General features: G+C 68.0%; 19 protein-coding genes. 8 read left to right on the top strand and 11 right to left on the bottom strand.

All coding sequences use genetic code 11. From position 1 onward, the window contains the following. Positions 1–54: 54 nt before the first annotated feature. Positions 55–1545 (top strand): IMP dehydrogenase, encoded by a 1491-nt coding sequence (gene guaB, locus GDR74_RS10570; protein ID WP_152586281.1) that lies wholly within the window; start codon positions 55–57, stop codon positions 1543–1545. A gap of 32 nt (positions 1546–1577) precedes the next feature. Beyond that, positions 1578–2009, top strand: a complete 432-nt coding sequence (locus GDR74_RS10565; protein ID WP_152586280.1) for an MAPEG family protein — start codon at positions 1578–1580, stop codon at positions 2007–2009. 82 nt (positions 2010–2091) lie between these two features. Here GDR74_RS10565 and GDR74_RS10560 read toward each other — a convergent pair whose 3' ends face one another. Further along, positions 2092–2289, bottom strand: coding sequence for a tetratricopeptide repeat protein (locus tag GDR74_RS10560; RefSeq protein WP_152586279.1), 198 nt, complete (start codon positions 2287–2289; stop codon positions 2092–2094). Positions 2290–2379: 90 nt separating this feature from the next. Here GDR74_RS10560 and GDR74_RS10555 point away from each other — a divergent pair, with 90 nt between their 5' ends. From GDR74_RS10555 to GDR74_RS10545, 3 genes are all read left to right on the top strand, one after another. Next, positions 2380–3678, top strand: a complete 1299-nt coding sequence (locus GDR74_RS10555; RefSeq protein WP_152586278.1) for an RsmB/NOP family class I SAM-dependent RNA methyltransferase — start codon at positions 2380–2382, stop codon at positions 3676–3678. A gap of 60 nt (positions 3679–3738) precedes the next feature. Beyond that, positions 3739–5295 (top strand): glutamine-hydrolyzing GMP synthase, encoded by a 1557-nt coding sequence (gene guaA / locus GDR74_RS10550; RefSeq protein ID WP_152586277.1) that lies wholly within the window; start codon positions 3739–3741, stop codon positions 5293–5295. A 188-nt stretch (positions 5296–5483) separates the two neighbouring features. Then, positions 5484–6314, top strand: a complete 831-nt coding sequence (locus tag GDR74_RS10545) for an aldo/keto reductase (protein ID WP_152586276.1) — start codon at positions 5484–5486, stop codon at positions 6312–6314. A gap of 78 nt (positions 6315–6392) precedes the next feature. Here the strand turns inward: GDR74_RS10545 and GDR74_RS10540 are convergent, their stop codons facing one another. Together GDR74_RS10540 and GDR74_RS10535 are read right to left on the bottom strand one after the other, a co-directional pair. Beyond that, positions 6393–8276 (bottom strand): TRAP transporter large permease, encoded by a 1884-nt coding sequence (locus GDR74_RS10540; RefSeq protein ID WP_152586275.1) that lies wholly within the window; start codon positions 8274–8276, stop codon positions 6393–6395. Between the two features lie 40 nt (positions 8277–8316). Next, complete coding sequence (locus GDR74_RS10535; RefSeq protein ID WP_152586274.1) at positions 8317–8937, bottom strand: TRAP transporter small permease subunit; 621 nt, start codon at positions 8935–8937, stop codon at positions 8317–8319. A 272-nt stretch (positions 8938–9209) separates the two neighbouring features. Here GDR74_RS10535 and GDR74_RS10530 point away from each other — a divergent pair, with 272 nt between their 5' ends. The 3 genes from GDR74_RS10530 to der all read left to right on the top strand — a co-directional run bounded on the left by GDR74_RS10530 (position 9210) and on the right by der (position 11960). Then, the gene (locus GDR74_RS10530; protein ID WP_152586273.1) at positions 9210–9803 is read left to right on the top strand and encodes an NnrU family protein; all 594 of its coding nucleotides are present in this window, start codon (positions 9210–9212) and stop codon (positions 9801–9803) included. Between the two features lie 116 nt (positions 9804–9919). Beyond that, complete coding sequence (locus GDR74_RS10525) at positions 9920–10591, top strand: tetratricopeptide repeat protein (protein ID WP_152586272.1); 672 nt, start codon at positions 9920–9922, stop codon at positions 10589–10591. 19 nt (positions 10592–10610) lie between these two features. After that, complete coding sequence (gene der, locus GDR74_RS10520) at positions 10611–11960, top strand: ribosome biogenesis GTPase Der (RefSeq protein ID WP_152586271.1); 1350 nt, start codon at positions 10611–10613, stop codon at positions 11958–11960. A 100-nt stretch (positions 11961–12060) separates the two neighbouring features. Here der and GDR74_RS10515 read toward each other — a convergent pair whose 3' ends face one another. The 8 genes from GDR74_RS10515 to GDR74_RS10480 form a co-directional block, all read right to left on the bottom strand. Then, positions 12061–13809, bottom strand: a complete 1749-nt coding sequence (locus tag GDR74_RS10515) for an ABC transporter ATP-binding protein/permease (RefSeq protein WP_194164510.1) — start codon at positions 13807–13809, stop codon at positions 12061–12063. A gap of 320 nt (positions 13810–14129) precedes the next feature. Further along, positions 14130–14873 carry an SDR family NAD(P)-dependent oxidoreductase gene (locus GDR74_RS10510; protein ID WP_152586269.1) on the bottom strand — a complete coding sequence of 248 codons (744 nt, stop codon included), beginning with the start codon at positions 14871–14873 and terminating at the stop codon, positions 14130–14132. 7 nt (positions 14874–14880) lie between these two features. Continuing rightward, the gene (gene purF, locus GDR74_RS10505; RefSeq protein WP_152586268.1) at positions 14881–16368 is read right to left on the bottom strand and encodes an amidophosphoribosyltransferase; all 1488 of its coding nucleotides are present in this window, start codon (positions 16366–16368) and stop codon (positions 14881–14883) included. Between the two features lie 179 nt (positions 16369–16547). Next, positions 16548–17159, bottom strand: coding sequence for a CvpA family protein (locus GDR74_RS10500; protein ID WP_152586267.1), 612 nt, complete (start codon positions 17157–17159; stop codon positions 16548–16550). A 249-nt stretch (positions 17160–17408) separates the two neighbouring features. Beyond that, entirely contained in the window at positions 17409–18566 is a 1158-nt protein-coding gene (locus GDR74_RS10495; RefSeq protein WP_152586266.1) for a cadherin domain-containing protein, read from the bottom strand. Between the two features lie 145 nt (positions 18567–18711). Beyond that, on the bottom strand, positions 18712–20121 hold the full coding sequence (radA, locus tag GDR74_RS10490) for a DNA repair protein RadA (protein ID WP_152586265.1): 1410 nt from the start codon (positions 20119–20121) through the stop codon (positions 18712–18714). After that, positions 20121–21287 (bottom strand): alanine racemase, encoded by a 1167-nt coding sequence (gene alr, locus GDR74_RS10485; RefSeq protein WP_425486921.1) that lies wholly within the window; start codon positions 21285–21287, stop codon positions 20121–20123. Before alr ends, radA begins: the two co-directional genes overlap by 1 nt. Continuing rightward, positions 21284–22777 (bottom strand): replicative DNA helicase, encoded by a 1494-nt coding sequence (locus GDR74_RS10480; RefSeq protein ID WP_152586264.1) that lies wholly within the window; start codon positions 22775–22777, stop codon positions 21284–21286. Before GDR74_RS10480 ends, alr begins: the two co-directional genes overlap by 4 nt. Between the last annotated feature and the right edge of the window lie 110 nt (positions 22778–22887).

Genomic DNA, 22887 nt, shown 5'->3' with positions numbered 1-22887 from the left:
CGCCAACTTATCGCCGCCGCATGGGCGGATCACTCTCTCAGCAAGGAGTTGGCCATGGCCTCAATCGCCGATCGTCTCATCGAGGGACTGACCTTCGACGATGTGTTGCTGAGGCCCGGGCGCTCGGAGGTCCTCCCCGCCGAGGTGGACATCGCTACCCAGCTCACCCAGTCGATCCGGCTCAACCTGCCGATCCTCGCCTCGGCCATGGATACGGTCACGGAGGGCCGCATGGCCATCGCCATGGCCCAGGCCGGCGGCATCGGCGTCATTCACCGCAACCTCGAGCCCGAGGCCCAGGCCGAGCAGGTCCGCCTCGTGAAGCGCTACGAGTCCGGCATGGTGATGAACCCCATCACCATCCACCCCGACGAGACCCTGGCCGACGCCCTGGCCATGATGAAGCACCATGGAATTTCGGGCATCCCGGTCGTCGAGCGCGGGCCCGGCGGCTCCAGGGGCAAGCTCGTCGGCATCCTCACCAACCGGGACGTCCGCTTCGCCAACAACCCGTCCCAGCCCGTCTCCGAGCTGATGACCAAGGACCGGCTCATCACCGTCCGCGAGGGCGTGAGCCAGGAGGAGGCCCGCCGGCTCCTGCACCAGTTCCGCATCGAGAAGCTCCTGGTCGTGGACGACCATTACCGCTGCATCGGCCTCATCACGGTGAAGGACATCGAGAAGCAGGTTGCCCATCCCAACGCCGCCAAGGACGAGCAGGGCCGCCTGCGGGTCGCCGCCGCCACCACCACCGGCGAGCAGGGCTTCGAGCGTTCCGAGCGCCTGATCGACGCGGGCGTGGACGTGATCGTCGTCGATACGGCCCACGGCCATTCCGTGCGGGTGCTGGAAAGCGTCACGCGGGTGAAGAAGCTCTCCAACGCGGTCCAGGTGATCGCGGGCAACGTGGCGACCCGCGAGGGCGCCAAGGCCCTCATCGACGCGGGCGCCGACGCGGTGAAGGTCGGCATCGGCCCCGGCTCCATCTGCACCACCCGCATCGTCGCGGGCGTGGGGGTGCCCCAGCTCACGGCGATCATGGAAGCGGTCGAGGCGGCGGCGGAGGCCGGCATTCCGGTGATCGCCGACGGCGGCATCAAGGTCTCGGGCGATCTCGCCAAGGCGCTGGCGGCGGGCGCCTCCACCGTCATGGTCGGCTCGCTCCTGGCCGGCACGGACGAGACGCCCGGGGAGGTGTTCCTCTACCAGGGCCGCTCCTACAAGGCCTATCGCGGCATGGGCTCGGTCGGGGCCATGGCCCGCGGCTCCGCGGACCGCTACTTCCAAGCGGAGGTGCGCGACACCCTCAAGCTCGTTCCCGAGGGCGTGGAGGGGCAGGTGGCCTACAAGGGGCCCGTGTCGGGCGTCCTGCACCAGCTCGCCGGCGGCCTGCGCGCCTCCATGGGCTACGTGGGCGCGCGCAACCTCCAGGAGTTCCGCGAGAAGGCGCAGTTCATCCGCATCACCAACGCGGGCCTGCGCGAAAGCCACGTGCACGACGTGACGATCACGCGGGAGAGCCCCAACTATCCGGGCCGCGGCTGATTGCGGCTTCAGGGCTTTTCAAGGGGGCATCCATGAGCATCACCGCCGTTCTCCTGCCGGTCTTCGTCCAGGTCGGTCTCACCTTCCTCCTTCTCCTCTGGACGGGGAGCGCCCGGTCCGCGGCCGTCCGATCCGGCGAGGTGAAGATGCGGGACATCGCCCTCGGCGAGCGCAACTGGCCGCCCCGGATCGTCCAAGTGTCCAACGCCTACCACAACCAGCTCGAGGTCCCGGTCCTGTTCTACGTGCTGGTGGCCCTGGCCCTCATCACGAAGAAGGCGGACCTGGTCTTCGTGGTCATGTCCTGGGTCTTCGTCGTCACGCGCATGGTCCACGCGGGAATCCACGTGACGACGAACCGGGTGCCGCAGCGCTTCATGGCCTTCGCCCTCGGCGTGGTGGTCCTGATCGTGATGTGGATCGTCTTCGCCCTGAGGATCTTCGCCTCGGAGCTCGGCGTGTGAGCGGGCCGGACGGTCTGCCGTCCGAGCCCTTGAGGTTCTTCGTTGCGCGGGACGGATCGGATGTCCATCCCGCGACGACGTTTCAGTATTTGCGGCCGCTTTCCAGCTGCGTCTTCGCATCCGCCGTCTTGCGCGGCGGCGGGTTGAGGTCGGCGGCCGGAGGCGGGGTGGTGGCGCAGGCCGCGACAGCGAGAGTGAGCCCGACGACGAGGATGCGAGTGAGCTTGATCGACATTTCCGGAAGCTCCAGGAAGCCCGAGTGGATATCCGCGTGCCCCATGCACGCGCCCTTCCGACTTCGATCCGGATCTGGAATGAAAATTGGTAACATTGTGTCTTTTCCACGGCCAAGGTGGAGTGTTGTTTTCCTATGACACCTGCAGCCCGCATCGCCGCCGCCATCGAGGTGCTTTCCGACATCGACGCCCGCCGCCGCCCGGCGGCCGACGCCCTGAAGGACTGGGGCCTCTCCCACCGCTTCGCCGGTTCGAAGGACCGGGCCGCCATCGCGAGCCTGGTCTATGACGCCCTGCGCCGGAAGGCGTCGGCGGCCTGGATCATGGGCGAGGGAACGCCCCGGGCCGTGATGCTCGGAATGCTGCGCCTTCAGCGCGGCCTCGATGCCGACGCCGTTGCGAAGCTTTTCTCCGGCGAGCGCTTCGCGCCGGAGCCCCTGAGCGAGGCGGAGCGGGACCGGCTTTCGAAGGGCACCCTCGACGGAGCGCCCGCGGCCGCCGCAGGCGACTTTCCGGAATGGATCCAGCCCTCCCTGGAGCGCCTCCTCGGCGAGGATCTCGTGGCCGAGATGCAGGCGCTCACGGCGCGGGCCCCCGTCGACCTCAGGGTGAACACCCTCAGGGCCGCCTCCCGCGAGCGGGCGCACGACGCCCTGCCGCATCTCGGCGCCGTCGAGACCCCCCATTCGCCCCTCGGCCTGCGCATCCTGCCCGGCGAGGACGGGCGCGGGCCTGCCATCCAGGCAGAACCCGAATTCCTCAAGGGCTGGATCGAAATCCAGGACGAGGGCTCCCAGCTCGCGGCGCTGCTGACCGCGGTGCGGCCGGGCGAGCAGGTCGTCGACCTGTGCGCCGGCGGCGGCGGCAAGACGCTCGCCCTCGCGGCGATGATGGACAACCACGGCCAGATCTACGCCACGGACAACGACGCGCGGCGCCTTGCGCCGATCCACGAGCGGCTGGCCCGCGCGGGCGTGCGCAACGTCCAGGTGCGCACACCCCGGGGCGGCGCCGACCCGGTCGCCGACCTCGACGGGCGGATCGACTGCGTCCTCGTGGACGCCCCCTGCACGGGGGTCGGAACCTGGCGGCGCAACCCGGACGCCAAGTGGCGGCTCAGGCCTGGCAGCCTGGAGGTCCGCCGCAGGGAGCAGCAGGCGGTGCTCGACCGGGCGGCCGGGCTCGTCCGGCCCGGAGGGCGCATCGTCTACGTCACGTGCTCGATCCTGCCGGAGGAGAACGACGAGGCGCTCGCGGCCTTCCTTGCCCGCAGGGAGGGCTTTTCCGCCCTTTCCCGAGGCGAGGTCTTGGCCGGGGCGGGGATGCGAGACCTCGAAGCGGCCTTGCGCCCGACCGCCCTCGGCTGGCAGATGACCCCCCTCCGCACCGGCACGGACGGCTTCTACGTTGCCGTTCTCCTCAGAAGTTCATAAGTCAGCCCAAACCCGGATCGAGCATCCGTCTCCTTCACCCGCGCGACCCCAGACCGACCCATGACCCAGACCCACGACAAGATCCTCATCGTCGATTTCGGCTCCCAGGTGACCCAGCTCATCGCGCGCAGGGTGCGCGAGGAGGGGGTCTATTCCGAGGTGGTGCCGTTCCAGAAGGCGGCGGAGGCTTTTCGGGAGATGAAGCCCAAGGGGGTGATCCTCTCCGGCGGGCCGGAATCGGTGACCATGGAGACGTCTCCCCGGGCGCCCCAGGAGCTTTTCGAGGCCGGGGTTCCGGTCTTCGGCATCTGCTACGGCCAGCAGACCATGGCGGCCCAGCTCGGTGGCGAGGTCGAGGGCGGGCACCATTCCGAATTCGGCCGCGCCGAGATCGAGGTGCTGAGCGAGAGCCCGCTCTACCAGGGCGTCTGGCAGGTCGGTAAGAAATACCCGGTCTGGATGAGCCACGGCGACCGGGTGACCAAGCTCCCCGAGGGCTTCGAGACCCTGGCCTCCTCCCCGAACGCGCCCTATGCGATCGTCGCCGACGAGGCGCGCAAGTTCTACGCGGTGCAGTTCCATCCGGAGGTGGTTCATACCCCGCAGGGCGAGCTGCTGATCCGCAACTTCGTGCGCGACATTGCGGGCTGCCGCGGCGACTGGACCATGAAGGCCTTCCGCGAGGAGGCCATCGAGCGCATCCGCGCCCAGGTCGGCGAGGGGCGCGTCATCTGCGGCCTGTCCGGCGGCGTCGATTCGGCCGTGGCGGCGGTGCTGATCCACGAGGCCATCGGCGACCAGCTCACCTGCGTCTTCGTGGACCACGGCCTCCTGCGGATGGGGGAGGCGGAGCAGGTGATCGGCCTGTTCCGGGACTCCTACAACATCCCGCTCGTGCACGTTCAGGCGCAGGACCTCTTCCTCGGCGCGCTCGAGGGCGTGACGGACCCGGAGGTGAAGCGCAAGACCATCGGCAAGCTCTTCATCGACGTGTTCGACGAGGAAGCGCGGAAGATCGGCGGCGCCGATTTCCTGGCGCAGGGAACGCTCTATCCCGACGTGATCGAGAGCGTCTCGTTCACCGGCGGCCCCTCGGTCACCATCAAGAGCCACCACAACGTGGGCGGGCTGCCCGAGCGCATGAAGATGAAGCTCGTCGAGCCCCTGCGCGAGCTGTTCAAGGACGAGGTGCGGGTGCTCGGCCGCGAGCTCGGCCTGCCGAAGGCCTTCGTGGACCGTCACCCGTTCCCTGGCCCCGGCCTCGCGATCCGCGTGCCGGGCGAGATCACCCGCGAGAAGCTCGAGATCCTGCGCAGGGCGGATGCGATCTATCTCGACGAGATCCGCAACGCGGGCCTTTACGACAAGATCTGGCAGGCCTTCGCCGTGCTGCTGCCGGTGAAGACCGTCGGCGTCATGGGCGACGGGCGGACCTACGACCACGTCTGCGCCCTGCGCGCGGTGACCTCCGTCGACGGCATGACGGCGGATTTCTTCCCCTTCGACATGGAGTTCCTCGGCCGGGTCGCGACCCGGATCATCAACGAGGTCAAGGGCATCAACCGCGTCACCTACGACATCACCTCGAAGCCGCCGGGCACCATCGAGTGGGAATGAGGGCAGGCAGGGACACCGGCGACGCGGCAGGGCCGCCTGCCATTACTCCTTGCGCTTGAAGGGGTTGGAGCTTCCGTAAGGGACGCTAGATTGGGTCGCGTTCGCGGCTGCGGTGCAGCCGCTCGACGCCATCCCCTCGAGCCTCCCGTTCTGCGGGAGCGCTCGCATCCTCAGCGCAAAGGAAGCACATGTCCCATCAGCCCCGGATCGCATTCCACGACGGCCATACCATCCCGCAGGTCGGGCTGGGCGTCTGGCAGACGCCGAACGACGTCGCAATCGACGCGGTGCGGATCGCCCTCGACGCAGGATACCGCCATGTGGACACCGCGGCGGTCTACGAGAACGAGAGCGGCGTCGGGGAGGGTCTGCGGTCCTCCGGCATCCCTCGCGACGAGGTGTTCGTCACGACGAAGCTGTGGAACGCCGATCAGGGCTACGATTCCACGCTCCGGGCCCACGAGGAGAGCCTGAAGCGCCTCGGCCTCGACCGGGTGGACCTCTACCTCATCCACTGGCCCGCGCCGCACCGCGACCGCTACCTCGACACCTGGCGCGCCTTCGTGCGCCTCAAGGAGGAGGGCCGGGTGCGGTCCATCGGCGTGTCGAACTTCGAGGCCGAGCACCTGGACCGCATCATCGGCGAGACCGGAGTCGTGCCGGTCCTGAACCAGATCGAGCTGCATCCGCGCTTCCAGCAGAAGGCCCTGCGCGAGGCTCACAGGAGGCGCGGAATCGTCACCCAGTCCTGGAGTCCGCTCGGCCAGGGCACCCTGCTCCGGGACCCGGTGATCGCCTCCGTCGCCGAGAAGCACCGCCGCTCCCCGGCGCAGGTCATCATCCGCTGGCACGTCGAGAACGGGCTGATCGTCATTCCGAAGTCGGTGACGCCGGGCCGAATCGTGGAGAACCTCGACGTGTTCGGCTTCCGGCTCGACGCGGAGGACATGGAGAGGATCGCCGGGCTCGACTCGCCCGACGGCCGGATCGGGCCGGACCCGATGACCGCGACGTTCTGAGACGGCCCTCCCCGAAGGGAGCCGAACGGCAAAAAGGCAGGCCAGGAGCCTGCCTTTTCGTTTTCCGCGCCGGTCCGCCTACTGGATCTTCGGCGGCTCGTCGAAGTTGAGGCCGGGAAGATCGCCGCCGCCGGGGCCGATGCCGGGAACCAGCAGCTCGTCGAGCTTCTTCTGCACGGCGGCCGGGTCGACCTTCGTGGCGGATCCCTTGTAGTGCATCACGATCTGCGGGAAGAGCACGACGATGGCGACCATGATGAGCTGGATCACCACGAAGGGAATGGCGCCCCAGTAGATCTGGCCCGTGGTGATGGGCTCCATCCGCTTGCCGGTCACCCGGTCGATATAGGGCTCCTTCGGAGCGACCGAGCGCAGGAAGAACAGCGAGAAGCCGAAGGGCGGGTGCATGAACGAGGTCTGCATGTTCACGCCCAGGATGACACCGAACCAGATCAGGTCGATCCCGAGCTTCTCGGCGGCGGGGCCGAGGAGCGGGATGATGATGAAGGCCAGCTCGAAGAAGTCGAGGAAGAACGCGAGCAGGAAGACGAGCACGTTCACGAAGACGAGGAAGCCGATCTGGCCGCCCGGCAGGGAGGTCAGCAGGTGCTCGACCCACACGTGGCCGTTCACGCCGTAGAAGGTGAGCGAGAACACGCGCGCGCCGATCAGGATGAACAGCACGAAGGCCGAAAGTTTCGCGGTCGCCTCCGTTGCCTGGCGCAGGAGGGTGACGTTGAAGCGGTTCGGGTTGTTGTCGAGCCGGCGCTTCACCGCCGCGAGGATGACCGAGCCCAGGGCGCCCATGGCGCCGCCTTCCGTCGGCGTCGCAAGGCCGATGAAGATGGTGCCGAGCACGAGGAAGATGAGCAGGAGCGGGGGGACCATCACGAACGTCACCTGCTCGGCCATCCGCGACATCAGCCTGAAGCCGGTGAAACGTTCGAGGATGCCGACGACGAGCGCATAGAGCGCGCCGGCGGCTACCATTTCGAGCGCGAGCGCCAGGGAGCTCCCGTTGTTGCGCAGGACCAGGTAGAGCGCGATCAGCGCGGCCGTGAGGACGGCCGAGATGGCGATGCGCTTCGCGCCGAGCATACGGTTCATGAGGGCGCAGATGAGGGCGACCACGGTCGCAACGCAGATGGTCAGGATGACGAAGTCGGCGCCCGCCTTGGTGCTGGTCTGCGAGAGCACGTAGTAGCCCACGAGGCCGGAGAAGACGACGAGGATGCCGAGCTGCCAGACGCCGCGCGCGCCGTTGGGCTCGCGATAGCCGATCGCCTCCGGCGGCAGGCCGGGGGCCGACTTGGGATAGACGATCGACATCAGCAGCACGTAGCCGGCGTAGAGGCCCGAGAGGATCAGGCCAGGCAGGAACGCGCCTTCGTACATGTCGCCCACGGAGCGGCCGAGCTGGTCGGCCATGACGATGAGCACCAGGGACGGCGGGATGATCTGCGCCAGGGTGCCCGAGGCGGCGATGACGCCGGAGGCGAGCCGCCGGTCATAGCCGTAGCGCAGCATGATGGGGAGCGAGATCAGGCCCATGGAGATCACCGAGGCCGCCACGACGCCTGTGGTGGCGGCGAGCAGCGCGCCCACGAAGATCACGGCGTAGGCGAGGCCGCCGCGCACCGGGCCGAAGAGCTGGCCGATGGTGTCGAGCAGGTCCTCCGCCATGCCGGAGCGTTCCAGGATCAACCCCATGAAGGTGAAGAACGGCACCGCCAGGAGCACCTCGTTCGACATGGTGCCGTAGATGCGGTCGGGCAGGGCCTGGAGCAGGGGCCAGGAGAGGTTGATGCTCTCGGGGGCGAGCGGAGCGAGTTCCACCGCGATGAAGAAGAAGAGCAGGCCGTTCGCCGCCAGCGAGAAGGCGACGGGATAGCCGAGGAGCAGGAAGACGACGAGCGCCGCGAACATGATCGGCGCGAGGTTCTGGGCAATCAGCTGGGCCATGAACGGAAACTCCGGAAGGGGTGGCGAGGCGTCGGCGGGATCAGCGGATGCCGTCGCCGGGCGGTTCGCCGTGCGCAGGCGCGTTCGCGTCGCCGAGTTCCTGCAGGAGCCGCTCCGCCTCGGCCTCCGCGCTGTGGACCGGCGCGTGCTCGTCCGCGATGACGCCGCGCATGATGGCGATGCGCTTGATCAGCTCGCTCAGCCACTGCAGGGCGAGGAAGATGAAACCCAGAAGGATCATCCCCTTGGCCGGCCAGATCAGCAGGCCGCCCGCGTTCGAGGAGACCTCGCCGGACTGGTAGGACTTGATGAAGTACGGCACGCTCAGCCAGAGCATGATCGCCACGAAGGGGAACAGGAAGAAAACGTGGCCGAGCAGGTCGATCCAGTCCCGCTTACGCCTGGAGAGCATGTTCGAGACGATGTCGATGCGGATGTGCTCGTTCACCTTCAGGGTCCAGGGCGAGCAGAGCATGAACACCGCTCCGAACAGGTACCATTGCAGCTCGAGCCAGGCGTTCGACGAGACGCCGAAGACCCTCCGGATGATCGCGTTGATCGCCGAGACCAGGATGGCCACGACGATGGCCCAGGCCACGGTCTTTCCCAGGCGCTCGTTCAATGCGTCGATGGCCTGGGACAGCTTCAGGAATGCTGTCATCCGGTTCTTCCCCTGATCGTTCGTTCGTTGGTTTTGTCAGGGTGTGCTAACGAAGTTGCGGTCTCTTCGCTAGAGCCCGAGCCCCCCGACCATACTCGACTTAAGGCGAGTACCCCCTATGCATTCGTGTCACAAGGGGGGTGCGCCCTTGAAAGTTATGATCCGCGCCGCCGCGTCCGGGGCAAGGATCGCACCTGCCCCGCGCCGCCTTCGCCGGTGGCGGCCGGAGACCGGCCTTGCTATGGTCTGCCTCACATCGTGGGGACGTGACCGTGACGCTGCTGATCCTTGGCCTGATCGTTTTCCTCGGCACCCATTCCTTCAGCATGGCGCGCAAGTCTCGCGCCGAGCTGGTCGGCCGTTTCGGGGAGGGGCCCTACAAGGGCATCTATTCCCTCCTGTCCCTGGCGGGGATCGTGTTGATTGCCATCGGGTTCGGCCGCTACCGGGCCCAAGGCTACATTCCGGTCTGGGACCCTCCGGTCTGGACCCGCCATCTCGCCCTGCTCCTCGTCTGGTTCGCCTTCGTCGCCCTTGCCGCAGCCTACCTGCCGGGGCGGATCAGGCGCACGCTCAGGCATCCGATGCTCGCCGGCGTGAAGGCGTGGGCCCTCGCCCATCTTCTCGCCAACGGGGATCTCGGCTCGATCCTCCTGTTCGGGTCGTTCCTGATCTGGGCGGTACTGGCGCGGATTGGCGCCAAGCGCCGGGACGTGGCGGCGGAGCACGGCGCGCCGATGGCCGGCCGCCACGATACCCGGAACGACCTTCTGGCCCTCGGGGCGGGCACGGCGATCTATCTCGCCTTCGCTTTCTGGCTGCACCCGCTCCTGATCGGCGTTCCGACCCTGCCGGGCAGGGGGTGAAGCCGGATTCGGGGCGGATGCGGCGCTCCGGGCGCATTCGGCCTCTCGCCTTCATCGGGGGGCTGTGCTAGGCGACCCACTTCGATTGAGGAGGCGGTCCCGGCCGCAGGAGACTTATGGTTTCGAACGACGAGTTCATCCGCGAGGTCGACGAGGAATATCGCCGTGACCAGATCGCCCAGATCTGGAAGCGTTACAACGGGGTCATCATCGGCGCCGCCGTCCTTGTCGTGGCCGCCGTCGGCGGCTGGCGCTACTGGGAGCATTCGCAGGAAACCCGGGCCCAGGCCGCCGCCGTCCGCTACGAGGACGCCCTGAAGCTCTCCCGCGAGGACAAGGGCAAGGACGCCGAGGCCGCGCTCGAGAGCCTCGCCAGGGAAGGCGACGGCGGCTATGGCCTGCTCGCCCGCTTCCGGCTGGCCGCCGAGCTGGGCCAGCAGAACGCGGAGAACGGCGCTTCCGCCTACGACGCCCTCGCCAAGGACGGGCGCCTGAGCCCCCTCTGGCAGGATCTCGCCCGCCTGCGGGCCGCGTGGCTGCGGCTCGACAGTGCCGAGCCGGCCAGGATCCGTCCGGATCTCGAACGGCTCGCCGCGCCCGAGAATCCCTGGCGCCACTCGGCCCGCGAACTCCTCGGCCTCTCCGGCCTGAAGGCCGGCGACATGGACTATGCGGGCAAGTGGTTCGACCAGATCGCCGCCGACCGCGAGACGCCGCCGGCCCTCAAGCAGCGCCTGGCAGTGTATACTGCCCTCGTGGCGGGCGGTCCCGTTCCCGTGACCCAGTGAGAGGAAGGCGAGGCAGGACATGACGCCTACCGTCGCCATTGTCGGGCGGCCGAATGTCGGCAAGTCGACCCTGTTCAACCGGCTGGTCGGCAAGAAGCTGGCCCTCGTGGACGACCGGCCGGGGGTGACCCGCGACCGGCGCGAAGGCGAGGCGCGCCTCGGCGACCTGGAATTCCGCGTCGTCGACACGGCGGGCCTCGAGGAATCGACCGAGGAGTCCCTTCTCGGGCGCATGCGCGCCCAGACCGAGGCCGCCATCGGGGATGCGGACGTCATCCTCTTCGTCATCGATGCCCGCGTGGGCATCCTCCCCGCCGACCGGCCCTTCGCGGAATTGGTACGCCGCTCCGGCAAGCCGGTGATCCTGATCGCCAACAAGGCGGAGGGCGGCGCCGGTCTGGCCGGCGCCTACGAGGCCTATTCCCTGGGCCTGGGCGAGCCGGTCCCCCTCTCCGCCGAGCACGGGGAGGGCATGGCCGACCTCTTCGAGGCCCTGATGCCCTATTTCCCCGAGCCGGGGGACGAGACGGAGGACGAGGAAGAGGAGCCGGGCAAGCCCCTTCAGGTCGCCATCGTGGGCCGTCCGAATGCGGGCAAGTCGACCCTCGTCAACCGGATGCTGGGCGAGGAGCGCCTGCTCACCGGCCCGGAGGCGGGCATCACCCGCGATTCGATCTCCCTCGACTGGACCTGGCGCGGCCGCCCCTTCAAGCTGTTCGACACGGCGGGGCTGCGCAAGCGCGCCCGGGTCGAGGACAAGCTGGAGAAGCTCTCCGTGGCCGACGCCCTGCGGGCGGTCCGCTTCGCGGAGGTGGTGGTGGTCCTCCTCGACGCGACAATTCCCTTCGAGAAGCAGGACCTGTCCATCGTCGACCTCGTGGAGCAGGAGGGGCGGGCGCTCGTCATCGGCCTCAACAAGTGGGATCTCGTCGCGGACCAGCCGGGGCTCCTGAAGGAGCTGAAGGAGAAGGCGGCCCGGCTCCTGCCCCAGGTGAAGGGCGCCCCCGTGGTGCCGCTCTCCGGCCTCGCCGGCAGCGGCATCGACAACCTCATGAAGGCCGTCGTCCAGGTGCACGAGACCTGGAACCGGCGCATCCCCACCGCCCGCCTCAACCAGTGGCTGGCCGAGGCGATCGAGACCAACCCGCCGCCGGCGGTGTCGGGACGGCGGATCAAGATCCGCTACATGACGCAGGTGAAGGCCCGCCCGCCGCACTTCGCCATCTTCGGGAACCAGCTCGACGCCCTGCCGAAGAGCTATACCCGCTATCTCGTCAACGGCATCCGCGAGGCGTTCGACCTCCCCGGCGTGCCGATCCGCGTGTCCCTCCGGATGGGAAAGAATCCGTTCGACAGGGATCGGAAATAGGCGCTCTCGAAGCATCGGACGTGAATGCGAATCCGATGCTTCGAGCTTTCCGACCGTGCGTCTTCAGGCAGGGCCGGCTGCGGCTCATGCGTTCCATGCTCTACGCTGCGCTCTTCAGCTCGAATGTCCGGTCGTGAAAGCGGTCCAGGGTGGAGCGATGCCCGATGCTGAGGATGGTCGGTTTCCAGGGGGCCTCCCGCAGCAGCGTGTAGAGATGCCGCTCCGTCTCCTCGTCGAGCGCGGAGGTCGCCTCGTCGAGAAAGACGGTTGCGGGTCTGGCGAGAAGCAGGCGAGCAAAGGCCAGGCGCTGCTGCTCGCCGCCCGAAAGACGATGGCTCCAGTGATCGACCTCGTCGAGTCTGCCGGCGAGGTGCGCGAGGCGCGCGGCGGCAAGGGCTTCCCGGATCTCATCGTCGCTGGCCTCCGCCGACGGGTAGAGCGCAGCTTGCCGCAGCGTGCCGAGCGGCAGGTAGGGCTTCTGGGGCACGAAGAACACGTCGCCTTCCATGAAGGAGACCTGTCCGCGCGCATAGGGCCAGAGTCCCGCGATGGCCCGGAGCATGGTGCTCTTGCCCGCTCCCGACGATCCCTTGATCAGCACCGCCTCGCCCGCCGCGACGCTGAGATCGAGGCCCGTGACGAGAGGGGCGCAGGACGGGAGCAGGAGATCGAGACCGCGCACGGCGAGTCGGTCGCCGCCCTGTGTCGTCTCCACGGCAGAGGAGGGCGTCTCCCGCGCCCCGTCCAGCTGCGCGCGGAAGGTCGTGAGGCGGTCCGTCGTGGCGCGCCACTGCGCGATCTGGCCGTAGCTCGTAATGAAGAAATTCAGGCAGGACTGCACCGCTCCGCAGGCCGCCGCGATCTGCATGACCTGGGCGAAGGCGATCTGGCCGCTGAAATAGCGCGGCGCCGCGAGCAGGAACGGCAGGACGATGCTGAACTGACCGTGGGAATGGGAGAACCAGGCGATGGACCGCTCCCTGCGCAGGATGCCCCAGAAGTTCCGGACCACCTTTCCCCAGCGCTCGTCGAGCAGGGCCGCTTCGCGCATCTCGCCACGGTAGAAGGCCACCGTCTCGGCATTCTCGCGCAGCCGCACCAGCCCGAAGCGGAAGTCGCTCTCGAGGTTCTGGTTCGCCGTGTGCAGCCGGGCGAGCGGATGGCCGATGAGATGGGTGAGCCAGCTTGCGAGAAACGTGTAGCCGAAGACAGCGAACACCATGTATCCGGCGACCGATATGCCCGCGACGGTAATCGTGCCGCTCAGACCCCACAGGATCGCGGTGAAGGCGCAGAGGCTGACGGACACGTCGAGAAAGCCTACCACCAGATTGACCGTCTGCCCGGCGAAGAGGCCCAGGTCCTCGACGATCCGCTGATCCGGGTTGACGGCCTCCGTCTCGCCGAGCTGCAGCCGATAATAGGCGCGGTTGGAGAGCCAGTCCTCCGTGTAACGCCGGACGAGCCAGTCGCGCCAGCGCAGCTTCAGGCTTTCGGCCACCCAGTGCGAGTAGACGAGGGAGCCTACGAAACCGGTCGCGATCAGCCCGAAGATCCCGACCTCCTTCAGGAAGCGCCCGAGTTCACGACTCTCGATCGCCGCGTAGAAATCGGCGTACCAGTGGTTCTGCTGCACGCAGATCCAGATCGTCGCGAACTTGATGGCGAGAAGCAGCGCCAGCATGCGGCGGGCGTAGGCTTTCTCCTCCGACTGCCAGTAGGGCCTTGCGAGCAGCCAGACATCCCGAAGGAAGGCCAGGGCTCCGTTGTCGGCCGAGATCGTCCGGACGAGGCGCGCCCGCCCGCGTTGCGCCGGCTCGACGGCCGGCGCGGTGGTCTGAAGATACATGGATTTTGCCCCACGGCGGCAGTCCGGGCAGGCTGCTCTTCCGGCGCCATTCCCGTCTGCCGTCATTTCCGGACCGGCCTTGCCCTAAACGGCAGTCGCCGGGCAGGAAGAAGTTTTTGTGATTATTGTCTCGTATTCCGCTGACAGTTGATGCGCTGCCGCAAGATGACGGCAATAGGAAATTCATCTTGCGGCAAACATCAGCCTAGTTTGAGCAACCTGAATTCTGGATGAAGACTTCCGGCTTGTGCCGATTGCATCCTTCCGAAAAAAGGGCGGCCTCGGCGGCCGCCCGGGATGGTCGAGGCATGACGGACCGTTCACGCCGGCATCTGCGGCGTGAGCACCTTCCCGCCCTGGGCGAAGTCGTAGATCTTGCCCGTTTCCGTCCAGTCCGGCAGCGCCAGCTTCACCACGTGGGGCGCGAGATCCTCCGGCTTCCTGAGGGTCGACTGGTCCTCGCCCGGCATGGCGGCGCGGCGCATGGCCGTCGCCAGGGGGCCGGGGCTGAGGAGCATGACCCGGACCGGGGTCTTCACCGTCTCCGCGGCATAGGTCCGCACCAGAGCGTTCAGGGCCGCCTTGGACACGGCATAGACGCCCCAGTAGGCGGTGCATTTGTCCGCGGCGCCGGAGGTGACGAAGATCGCGCGGCCCGCATCCGAGGCGCGCAGCAGCGGATCGAGGGAGCGGATCAGGCGGTAGTTGGCGGTGACGTTGATCGCCATCACCGCGTCCCAGACGGGCTGGTCCACGTGGGTGATGGGAGCGAGCTCGCCCAGGATGCCCGCATTGCCGAGCAGGATGTCGAGCTTGCCCCAGCGCTCGTGGATGGCGGCGCCGAGACGGTCGAGGGCGTCGAAATCCTTCAGGTCCACGGGAACGAGGGTCGCGGTGGAGCCCCTGGCGCGGATCTCGTCGTCGAGGGACTCGAGGGCTCCCTGGGTACGGGCGAGGGCGACGACGTGCGCGCCCGCTTCGGCCAAAGCGAGCGCGGCGGCCCGGCCGATGCCGCGGGACGCGCCGGTGACGACCGCGACGCGGTTGGAGAGTGGCTTGCTCATGGAGGGATCAGTCCGCTTCGGCGAGGAGGGAAAGGCGGCGGGGCGTCGCGACGGCCAGATCGGTCAGCGGGGTCGGATAATCCCCCGTGAAGCAGTGATCGGTGAACTGCGGCTGCGCCGGGTTGCGGCCCGGCTCGCCCATCGCCCGGTAGATGCCTTCGATGGAGAGAAAGGCGAGGGAATCCGCGCCGATATAGTCCCGCATCTGCTCGAGGCTGTGGGTCGCGGCGAGGAGCTTTTCCTTCTCCGGCGTGTCGATGCCGTAGAAGTCCGGATGGGTGATCGGCGGGCTGGCGATGCGGAAATGCACCTCGCGGGCGCCGGCCTCGCGCATCATCCGCACGATCTTCACGGACGTCGTGCCGCGCACGAGGCTGTCGTCCACCAGGACGATCCGCTTGCCCTCGACCGCCGAGCGATTGGCGGAATGCTTCATCCGCACCCCGAGCTCGCGCACGGACTGGGTCGGCTGGATGAAGGTGCGGCCCACATAATGGTTGCGGATGATCCCGAGCTCGTAGGGCAGGCCGCAGGCCTGGGCGTAGCCCAGGGCCGCCGGGACGCCGGAATCCGGCACGGGGATCACCACGTCCGCCTCCGGAGGGGCCTCGCGGGCGAGTTCGCGGCCCATGGCCTTCCGCACGGCATACACGCTGCGCCCGTTCACGATGGAATCCGGCCGGGCGAAATAGATGTACTCGAAGATGCAGGGGCGGGGAGGCTGCTCCGGCGCGAAGCGGAAGGATTCGATCCCCTCGTCCGAAATGACCACGCACTCCCCGTTCTCGATGTCGCGGACGAAGCGGGCGCCGATGATGTCCAGGGCGCAGGTTTCGGAGGTGAGGATGTAGCGGCCGTCCAGCTCGCCGAGCACCAGGGGGCGGATTCCGAGCGGGTCGCGGGCGCCGATGAGCTTCTTGTTGGTCAGGGCGACCAGGGAATAGGCCCCTTCGATCTGCTGGATCGCCTCGAGGAAACGCTCCACCACCCGTTTGTGCCGGCTGCGGGCGACGAGGTGGACGATCACCTCCGTATCCGTGGTCGACTGGCAGATCGCGCCGTCGCGGATCAGGTTGCGGCGAAGCGTGAGCCCGTTGGTGAGGTTGCCGTTGTGCGCCACCGCGAAGCCGCCGCCGTCGAGCTCCGCGAAGAGCGGCTGCACGTTGCGCAGGACCGTCTCGCCGGTCGTGGAGTACCGCACGTGGCCGATGGCCGACGAGCCTTCGAGCCGCTCGATCACGGAACGGTCGGAGAAGCCGTCTCCCACCAGCCCCAGTTTCCGCTCGAGGTGGAAGACGTGCCCGTCGAAGGACACGATTCCCGCCGCCTCCTGCCCGCGGTGCTGGAGGGCGTGCAGGCCCAGGGCGGTAATGGCCGCGGCATCCGGGTGCCCGTAGATGCCGAATACGCCGCATTCCTCGCGCAAGGTATCGCCGTCGAGGTCAAGGTCCACCTGTTTCGGCCGGACCTGCCACGTCTCAGACAGAGCAGACATCGTCATTTCCTTGGGGTGGAGCACCACGGACGGCGCTGACGCCCCTATTTAATGAGCCTCGCGCCGAACGCCAACGTTTATTGCGCCGCTCCTGCGCATGGCACGGGCGCGCCAAGCGGGGAGGCCTGCCGACCGCCGGGCTGCGGGGAAGCGCGTCCGTCCGGCGACGGATCGGGCTCTCAGCCCCGCGGCTGGGCGGGCCGGGCCGGGGGCGTGGCGGGGGCCGGAGCGGTGCGCTGGGGATCCGGCTCGGCCGGTTCGCCCTGCTCGATCTCGGGTTTGCCCTTCTCGCGCAGCTTCTGGATCAGGGCCTCCGCGTTCTCCGGCAGCATGGCGATGATGCTGTCGCGGGTGCTTTCCATGGCGGGCCGGGTGCGGGAGGCGGTGGCCCATTCGGGATTCTTGCCCTGGAGGAGCCAGGAGAGGAAAGCCCAGCCGATGACGCAGATCAGGAAGCCGCGCGCCGCGCCGAAAACGAGGCCGAGGGTCCGGTCCAGGGCGCCGATGCGCGAATCGAGGATGAGATCCGAGATCTGGACGGTGATGATCGAGACGACGATGAGCGTCACGACGAAGATGCCGCCGATCGCCGCGACGAGGGCGACGGTGTGGTTGTGAATATATTGCTGCGCGAACGGCAGCACGGCCGGGTGCAGATACCAGGCCACGGCGGCGGCGGCGACCCAGGCCACGATGGCGAGAACCTCACGCGTGAACCCCCGGACGGCCGCCAGAAGACCGGAGATCAGCACGACGCCGACGACAACGAGATCCAGAACGGAAAAGGGCATGGGCCAAGCCTGACGCAGGAACGGGACAGCTTCAAGAAGCGGTTAAGGCGTCGGGGTGTATAGCCGCAAGAAACCGTTTCGTCACCCCGCAGCCGAAGCGGGCCTCGCCAGGGGACGGGTGCCGCCTTGGCAGCCGGCCGTGCTGCAAAGCTTCCCTCGGAGGAGGAAACTCCTTCTGCCGGACGTTGTTCTGAGAAAGAACGGCCCCGAAGGAAGCGCTCCGGGGCCGTCGGAGCCGGTGGAGTCCGATCAGACGAACTGGAAGTCGTCTGCCGTCAGCTTGAGGCCCGGCTTCAGCTTCAGGATCTCGATGCCCTTGTGGGCGCCGGAACCGTCGCCGTCGAGATACACGAACCCGTTCTTCTTGTTGTAGTAGACGAAGTCGTTCTTGTCCTTGGCATGGTCGCCGACGGTGAAGAACTTCTTGTTCAGCTTGCCGGCTTTCAGACCTTTGATCTTGAAGGATCTGATTGCGGACAGGCTGAACTGGAGCGTGTCGTCGGCCGAATTGAAGTCCATGACCTGATCGAACTGCCCCTTCTTCACGGGAGAGTCGAACAGGAAGGTGTCCTTGCCGGCCCCGCCGTAGAGCATGTCCTTGCCGGCGCCGCCGTTGAGCACGTCGTCGCCGCCGAGCCCATAGAGCTTGTCGTTGCCGGCTGCGCCGTAGAGAAAGTCCATGCTCTCGGTGCCGGCGAGCTTATCGTTGCGCGCCGTGCCGATGAAAGTGTCGACAGCGTTGTGCACGGCAATCGTCAAGGTCTTCTCGAAGGTCAGGCCTCCGGCATCCTTCACCTCGACCTTGATCTGGTGCGAGGCGGCGGCCTCGTAGTCGAGCTTGGAGCCGTCCGCGACCAGGAGCCTCTTGCCTGTGGAATCGAGCATGAAGCGGCCGCCGGCATCGTCCTTCAGCGTGAAGGTAAAGGTGTCGTTCGCATCGGGATCGTCGGCCAGCAGGGCGCCGATTTCGGTACCCCGAGCCGAGTTCTCCCGGACGCCCGCCGCGACGATGCCTGCCAATTCGATGTCGATCGGCGCCTCGTTCACGTTCGTGAGGCTCATCGTGACCTTCTTGACGACCGTGTCCGTCCCGTCGGTGGCCTTGATCCAAAGGTCGTGCGTTGCGGTCGCCGCGGTCTCGAAGTCGAGAATCACGCCCGCCTTGACGACCAGCCGGGACAGTCCGTCCTGGCCGCGCACGATCTCGTAGATCGCATCGTTCGCCGCGGTCGCGCCGGTTCCGTCCGTCACGATGCTGTAGGTGTAGGTATCTTCGGTCGGTTGATCGTCGTCGATGATCGTCAGCCCGGCGACGTCGCCGCCTGCCGTCGTTCGCTCGGCGAGCATATGGGTCGTGGCATCGGTCACGCTCGTGGTGCCGATCTTGAAGCCGGTCGGAATAGCCATGGAGTCCTCTCGAAGGCGGATGGCGAAGGGTCAGGCGAGGAACGGTGCAGCGACGTGGTCCCCCGTCAGCGATATTACATAGACGATATATCGTAGCAAATCTGTCCCGAGACGCTTCCCTAAGGCGCTTTCCTGCCGAGAGGGCCTATCCTCGGGATCTCGCCGCCCGGCCGGGGCGCGCGGCGATGCCTGCGACGAGATCGGTGATGTGGCCGATGGCGGAGGCGGCAAGCGGCAGGCGGTCCTTGGCCTTGTCCACCCGGGCCGCCGGGGCGACGGCACCGGAGAAGCCGAGCTTGGCCGCCTCCTTGAGGCGCGCTTCGGCCTGCGCGACGGGCCTGATGGCCCCGGACAGGCCCATCTCGCCGAAATAGACCGTATCGGGCGGCAGGGGATTGCCCGACAACGACGAGATCAGGGCCGCCGCGGCGGCGAGGTCGGCGGCGGGCTCGGTGATGCGAAGGCCTCCGGCGACGTTCAGGTACACGTCGTGCATCCCGAGCCTCAGGCCGCCATGGGCTTCGAGGACGGCGAGCACCATGGAGAGCCGGTTGGGGTCCCACCCGACGACCGCGCGGCGCGGCGTGCCGAGGGAAGAGGGGGCGACGAGAGCCTGGATCTCCACCAGGAGCGGGCGGGTCCCTTCCATGCCGGCGAAGACCGCGGTGCCCGGCGTGGCGAGGTCGCGCCCGGCCAGGAACAGCTCCGATGGGTTCGGGACCTCGCGCAGGCCCCGGTCGGACATCTCGAACACGCCGATCTCGTCGGTCGGGCCGAAGCGGTTCTTCACGGCCCTCAGGATCCGGAAATGGTGGCCCGTGTCGCCTTCGAAGGAGACGACCGCGTCCACCATGTGCTCCACCACGCGGGGGCCGGCGATCTGCCCGTCCTTTGTCACGTGGCCCACCAGGATCACCGCCGTGCCGGTGGTCTTGGCGAAGCGGATCAGGGCCTGGGCGCTGCCGCGCACCTGGGTGACCGTACCGGGCGCCGATTCCACCGTCTCGGTCCACATGGTCTGGATGGAGTCGATGATGGCGAGGGCCGGGGGGCGGCCCTGAGAGAGAGTGGCGACGATGTCCTCCACGTTGGTCTCGGAGGCGAGTTCGACCGGGGCCTGGCCGAGGCCGAGGCGCTCGGCCCTGAGGCGCACCTGCGCCACCGCCTCCTCGCCGGAGATGTAGGCGACCCTTTCGCCCCGGTTGGCGAGAGCCGCCGAGGCCTGCATGAGCAGGGTCGACTTGCCGATGCCGGGGTCGCCGCCGAGCAGGATGATGGAGCCATGCACGAAGCCGCCGCCCGTCACCCGGTCGAGCTCCGCGATGCCGGACGGGGTGCGCGGCGCCTCCTTCGTCTCGCCGGAGAGGCCCTCCAGCGGGAAGATGCGGCCCTTGGCGCGGGACGGACGCGTGGCGACCGGACCCACCATCGGGTTCGCGGATCCGGTCTCCTCGACGATGGTGTTCCACCCGCCGCAGGCCTCGCACTTGCCCTTCCAGCGGTTGTAGACGGCGCCGCAGCTCTGGCAGGCGAAGGAAGGGTGACGCTTCGCCATCAGCGGGCCGATCCCGTATAGACCCGGCGGTAGCGGTCGCCGAGACCGGTGAGAATCTCGTAGCCGATGGTTCCCGCGCGGCGGCCGACCTCGTCGACCGTGAGGGGGCCGCCGATCAGGGTCACCGGTTCGCCGCGGGCGAGGGCGCCCTCGGGCGCGCCGGTGACGTCGACGGCGAGAAGGTCCATCGAGACGGTCCCCGCGAACGGGCAGGGGTGCCCACCGACCAATGCCATGCCCGTGGCGAGCGCCTCGCCGCTCCTGCCGGGGGCGCTGGCGGAGCGGGGATAGCCGTCCGCATAGCCGACCGAGACCGTGGCGATCCGCCGCCGCTCTCCGGCAATCCAGCGGCCGTTGTAGCCGACCGTGTCGCCCGTCTCGACCCAGCGCAGCTGGACGATTCGCCCCTCGAGGCCGACCACCGCCCGCATCGGGTTCTCCGCGCCGGGCGTCGGATTGCCGCCATAGAGCGCATAGCCGGGGCGGACCAGGTCGAAATGCGGCTTCTGCGGCAGGAAGATGCCGGAGGAATTGGCGAGGGAGGCCGGGATGCCGGGCAGGGCGTTCCGCACCGCCGCGAAGGTCTCGATCTGCCGCGCGTTCAACGGGTTGTCCCGCTCTTCCGCGCCGACGAAATGGCTCATGAGCAGGGCGGGGGTGAAGTCCTTCAGCTCCGGGCGCGCGGCCAGGGCGAGGCCTTCGCCGACCGTCAGGCCGAGCCGGTTCATTCCCGTGTCCACATGGATCGCGGCCTCCAGACGGCGGCCTTGGGAGCGGCAGAAGGCCGCCCATTCCTCGATCTCGGGCCACGAGCCGAGGACGGGGCGAACGTCATGGGCGGCATAGAACCCGGCGGAGCCGGGCAGCAGGCCGTTGAGCACGTAGACCGTCGTCCGGGGGGCTGCGTTCCGGGCGCGGAGAGCCTCGCCCGGATGGGCGACGAAGAAGGTGCGGCAGCCGGCGGCCGCGAGGGCGGGGACCGCTTCCTCGATCCCGGTGCCGTAGGCGTTCGCCTTGACGACGGCGGCCGTCTCCGCGCCGCCCGCGCGGTCGCGGAGGCTCCGCCAGTTGGAGGCGAGGGCGGTGAGGTCGATCCGAAGGATGCCGCCGGCGGCCTCCTCGGGAATGCGGCCCTGCGGAGCCGCCTGCGCAATGTGCTTGTTCAATCGCCGATCCGTTCAGGAAGCTTGTCTTCGTCCGCGAGGTTGGTGAACCGCGTGATGTCGGCCTGGAAGGCGAGCTGCACCGTGCCCGTGGGGCCGTGACGCTGCTTGCCGATGATGACCTCCGCCTTGCCGTGCACCTGATCCATCTCCGCCTGCCACTTGAAGTACTCCTCGGTGCCGGGTTTCGGCTCCTTGTTCTTCAGATAGTACTCCTCGCGGTAGACGAACATCACCACGTCCGCGTCCTGCTCGATGGAGCCGGATTCGCGCAGGTCCGCGAGCTGCGGGCGCTTGTCGTCGCGGGCCTCCACCTGGCGCGACAGCTGGGACAGGGCGATGATCGGGACGGAAAGCTCCTTGGCGAGGGCCTTCAGGCCCGTGGTGATCTCGGTCAGCTCCTGCACCCGGTTCTCGCCCTTCTTGGCGGAGGCCGAGAGCAGCTGGAGATAGTCCACCACCAGCACGTCGAGCCCGCGCTGGCGCTTCAGGCGCCGCGCCCGGGCGGCGAGCTGGGCGATGGAGATGCCGCCGGTCTGGTCGATGTAGAACGGGATCGACTGCATCTCCCGGGCGGCTTCCGTGATCTTGTAGAAGTCGTCCTCGCGCATGTCGCCGCGGCGGATCTTGTAGGACGGCACGCCCGACTGCTCCGCGATGATGCGGGTGGCGAGCTGCTCGGCCGACATTTCGAGGGAGAAGAAGCCGACGATGCCGCCGTTGACGGTCTTCATGGTCCCGTCGGGCTGCTTCTCGGCCTGATAGGCCTTGGCGATGTTGAAGGCGATGTTGGTGGCCAGCGAGGTCTTGCCCATGGCCGGGCGCCCCGCGAGGATGATGAGGTCCGAGGGCTGCAGGCCGCCGAGGGTCCGGTCGAGGTCGATGAGCCCCGTGGAGATGCCGGAGAGCTTGCCTTCCCGCTTGTAGGCCGCGGCGGCCATGTCGATGGCCTGGGTCAGGGCCTCCGAGAAGCGCTGGAAGCCGCCGTCGTAGCGTCCGTTCTCCGCGAGTTCGTAGAGGCGGCGCTCCGCCTCCTCGATCTGGTCCCGGGGCGAGCTGTCGACCGGCGCGTCGTAGGCGACGTTCACCATGTCCTCGCCGATGGCGATCAGGTTCCGGCGGATGGCGAGGTCGTAGATCGTGCGGCCGTAATCCTCCGCGTTGATGACCGTCGTGGCCTCGGCGGCGAGCCGCGCCAGGTACTGCGAGACCGTCACCCCGCCGAGATCCTGGTCGCCGAGGAAGGTCTTCAGGGTGATGGGGGTCGCGACCTTGCCGGCCTTGATGAGGCTCGAGGCGACCTCGAAGATGCGCCGGTGCAGGTCCTCGATGAAATGGGAGGCCTCCAGGAAGTCGGAGACCCGGTAATAGGCGTCGTTGTTGACGAGAATGGCGCCCAGCAGCGCCTGTTCCGCATCGATGTTGCTCGGGGCGACGCGGAATTGCGGCTCTGCCGAATCGATCCGGGCGATCAGGGCGTTGGCGGTGGCCATCTGGCGCTCCGAAAAACAAAACAGGGGCGGCGATCCTAACCGGATTCGGACAGCGGATGGTTACCGCCCGGACACAGGCCCGAGGTTCGGGCAGCCTGCCGGGGCTTGTC

The sequence above is a fragment of the Microvirga thermotolerans genome, assembly GCF_009363855.1.
Classification (GTDB): Bacteria; Pseudomonadota; Alphaproteobacteria; order Rhizobiales; family Beijerinckiaceae; genus Microvirga; species Microvirga thermotolerans.
Note: the sequence above shows the minus strand (reverse complement) of the source record. Positions and strands in the feature narration are given on the sequence as shown.

What these genes read in the sequence shown, in the direction of transcription:
- guaB (WP_152586281.1), top strand. Translation starts at nt 55, where the DNA reads ATGGCCTCAATCGCCGATCGTCTCATCGAGGGACTGACCTTCGACGAT.
- GDR74_RS10565 (WP_152586280.1), top strand. Translation starts at nt 1,578, where the DNA reads ATGAGCATCACCGCCGTTCTCCTGCCGGTCTTCGTCCAGGTCGGTCTC.
- GDR74_RS10560 (WP_152586279.1), bottom strand. Translation starts at nt 2,289, where the DNA reads ATGGGGCACGCGGATATCCACTCGGGCTTCCTGGAGCTTCCGGAAATG.
- GDR74_RS10555 (WP_152586278.1), top strand. Translation starts at nt 2,380, where the DNA reads ATGACACCTGCAGCCCGCATCGCCGCCGCCATCGAGGTGCTTTCCGAC.
- guaA (WP_152586277.1), top strand. Translation starts at nt 3,739, where the DNA reads ATGACCCAGACCCACGACAAGATCCTCATCGTCGATTTCGGCTCCCAG.
- GDR74_RS10545 (WP_152586276.1), top strand. Translation starts at nt 5,484, where the DNA reads ATGTCCCATCAGCCCCGGATCGCATTCCACGACGGCCATACCATCCCG.
- GDR74_RS10540 (WP_152586275.1), bottom strand. Translation starts at nt 8,276, where the DNA reads ATGGCCCAGCTGATTGCCCAGAACCTCGCGCCGATCATGTTCGCGGCG.
- GDR74_RS10535 (WP_152586274.1), bottom strand. Translation starts at nt 8,937, where the DNA reads ATGACAGCATTCCTGAAGCTGTCCCAGGCCATCGACGCATTGAACGAG.
- GDR74_RS10525 (WP_152586272.1), top strand. Translation starts at nt 9,920, where the DNA reads ATGGTTTCGAACGACGAGTTCATCCGCGAGGTCGACGAGGAATATCGC.
- der (WP_152586271.1), top strand. Translation starts at nt 10,611, where the DNA reads ATGACGCCTACCGTCGCCATTGTCGGGCGGCCGAATGTCGGCAAGTCG.
- GDR74_RS10515 (WP_194164510.1), bottom strand. Translation starts at nt 13,809, where the DNA reads ATGTATCTTCAGACCACCGCGCCGGCCGTCGAGCCGGCGCAACGCGGG.
- GDR74_RS10510 (WP_152586269.1), bottom strand. Translation starts at nt 14,873, where the DNA reads ATGAGCAAGCCACTCTCCAACCGCGTCGCGGTCGTCACCGGCGCGTCC.
- purF (WP_152586268.1), bottom strand. Translation starts at nt 16,368, where the DNA reads ATGTCTGCTCTGTCTGAGACGTGGCAGGTCCGGCCGAAACAGGTGGAC.
- GDR74_RS10500 (WP_152586267.1), bottom strand. Translation starts at nt 17,159, where the DNA reads ATGCCCTTTTCCGTTCTGGATCTCGTTGTCGTCGGCGTCGTGCTGATC.
- GDR74_RS10495 (WP_152586266.1), bottom strand. Translation starts at nt 18,566, where the DNA reads ATGGCTATTCCGACCGGCTTCAAGATCGGCACCACGAGCGTGACCGAT.
- radA (WP_152586265.1), bottom strand. Translation starts at nt 20,121, where the DNA reads ATGGCGAAGCGTCACCCTTCCTTCGCCTGCCAGAGCTGCGGCGCCGTC.
- GDR74_RS10480 (WP_152586264.1), bottom strand. Translation starts at nt 22,777, where the DNA reads ATGGCCACCGCCAACGCCCTGATCGCCCGGATCGATTCGGCAGAGCCG.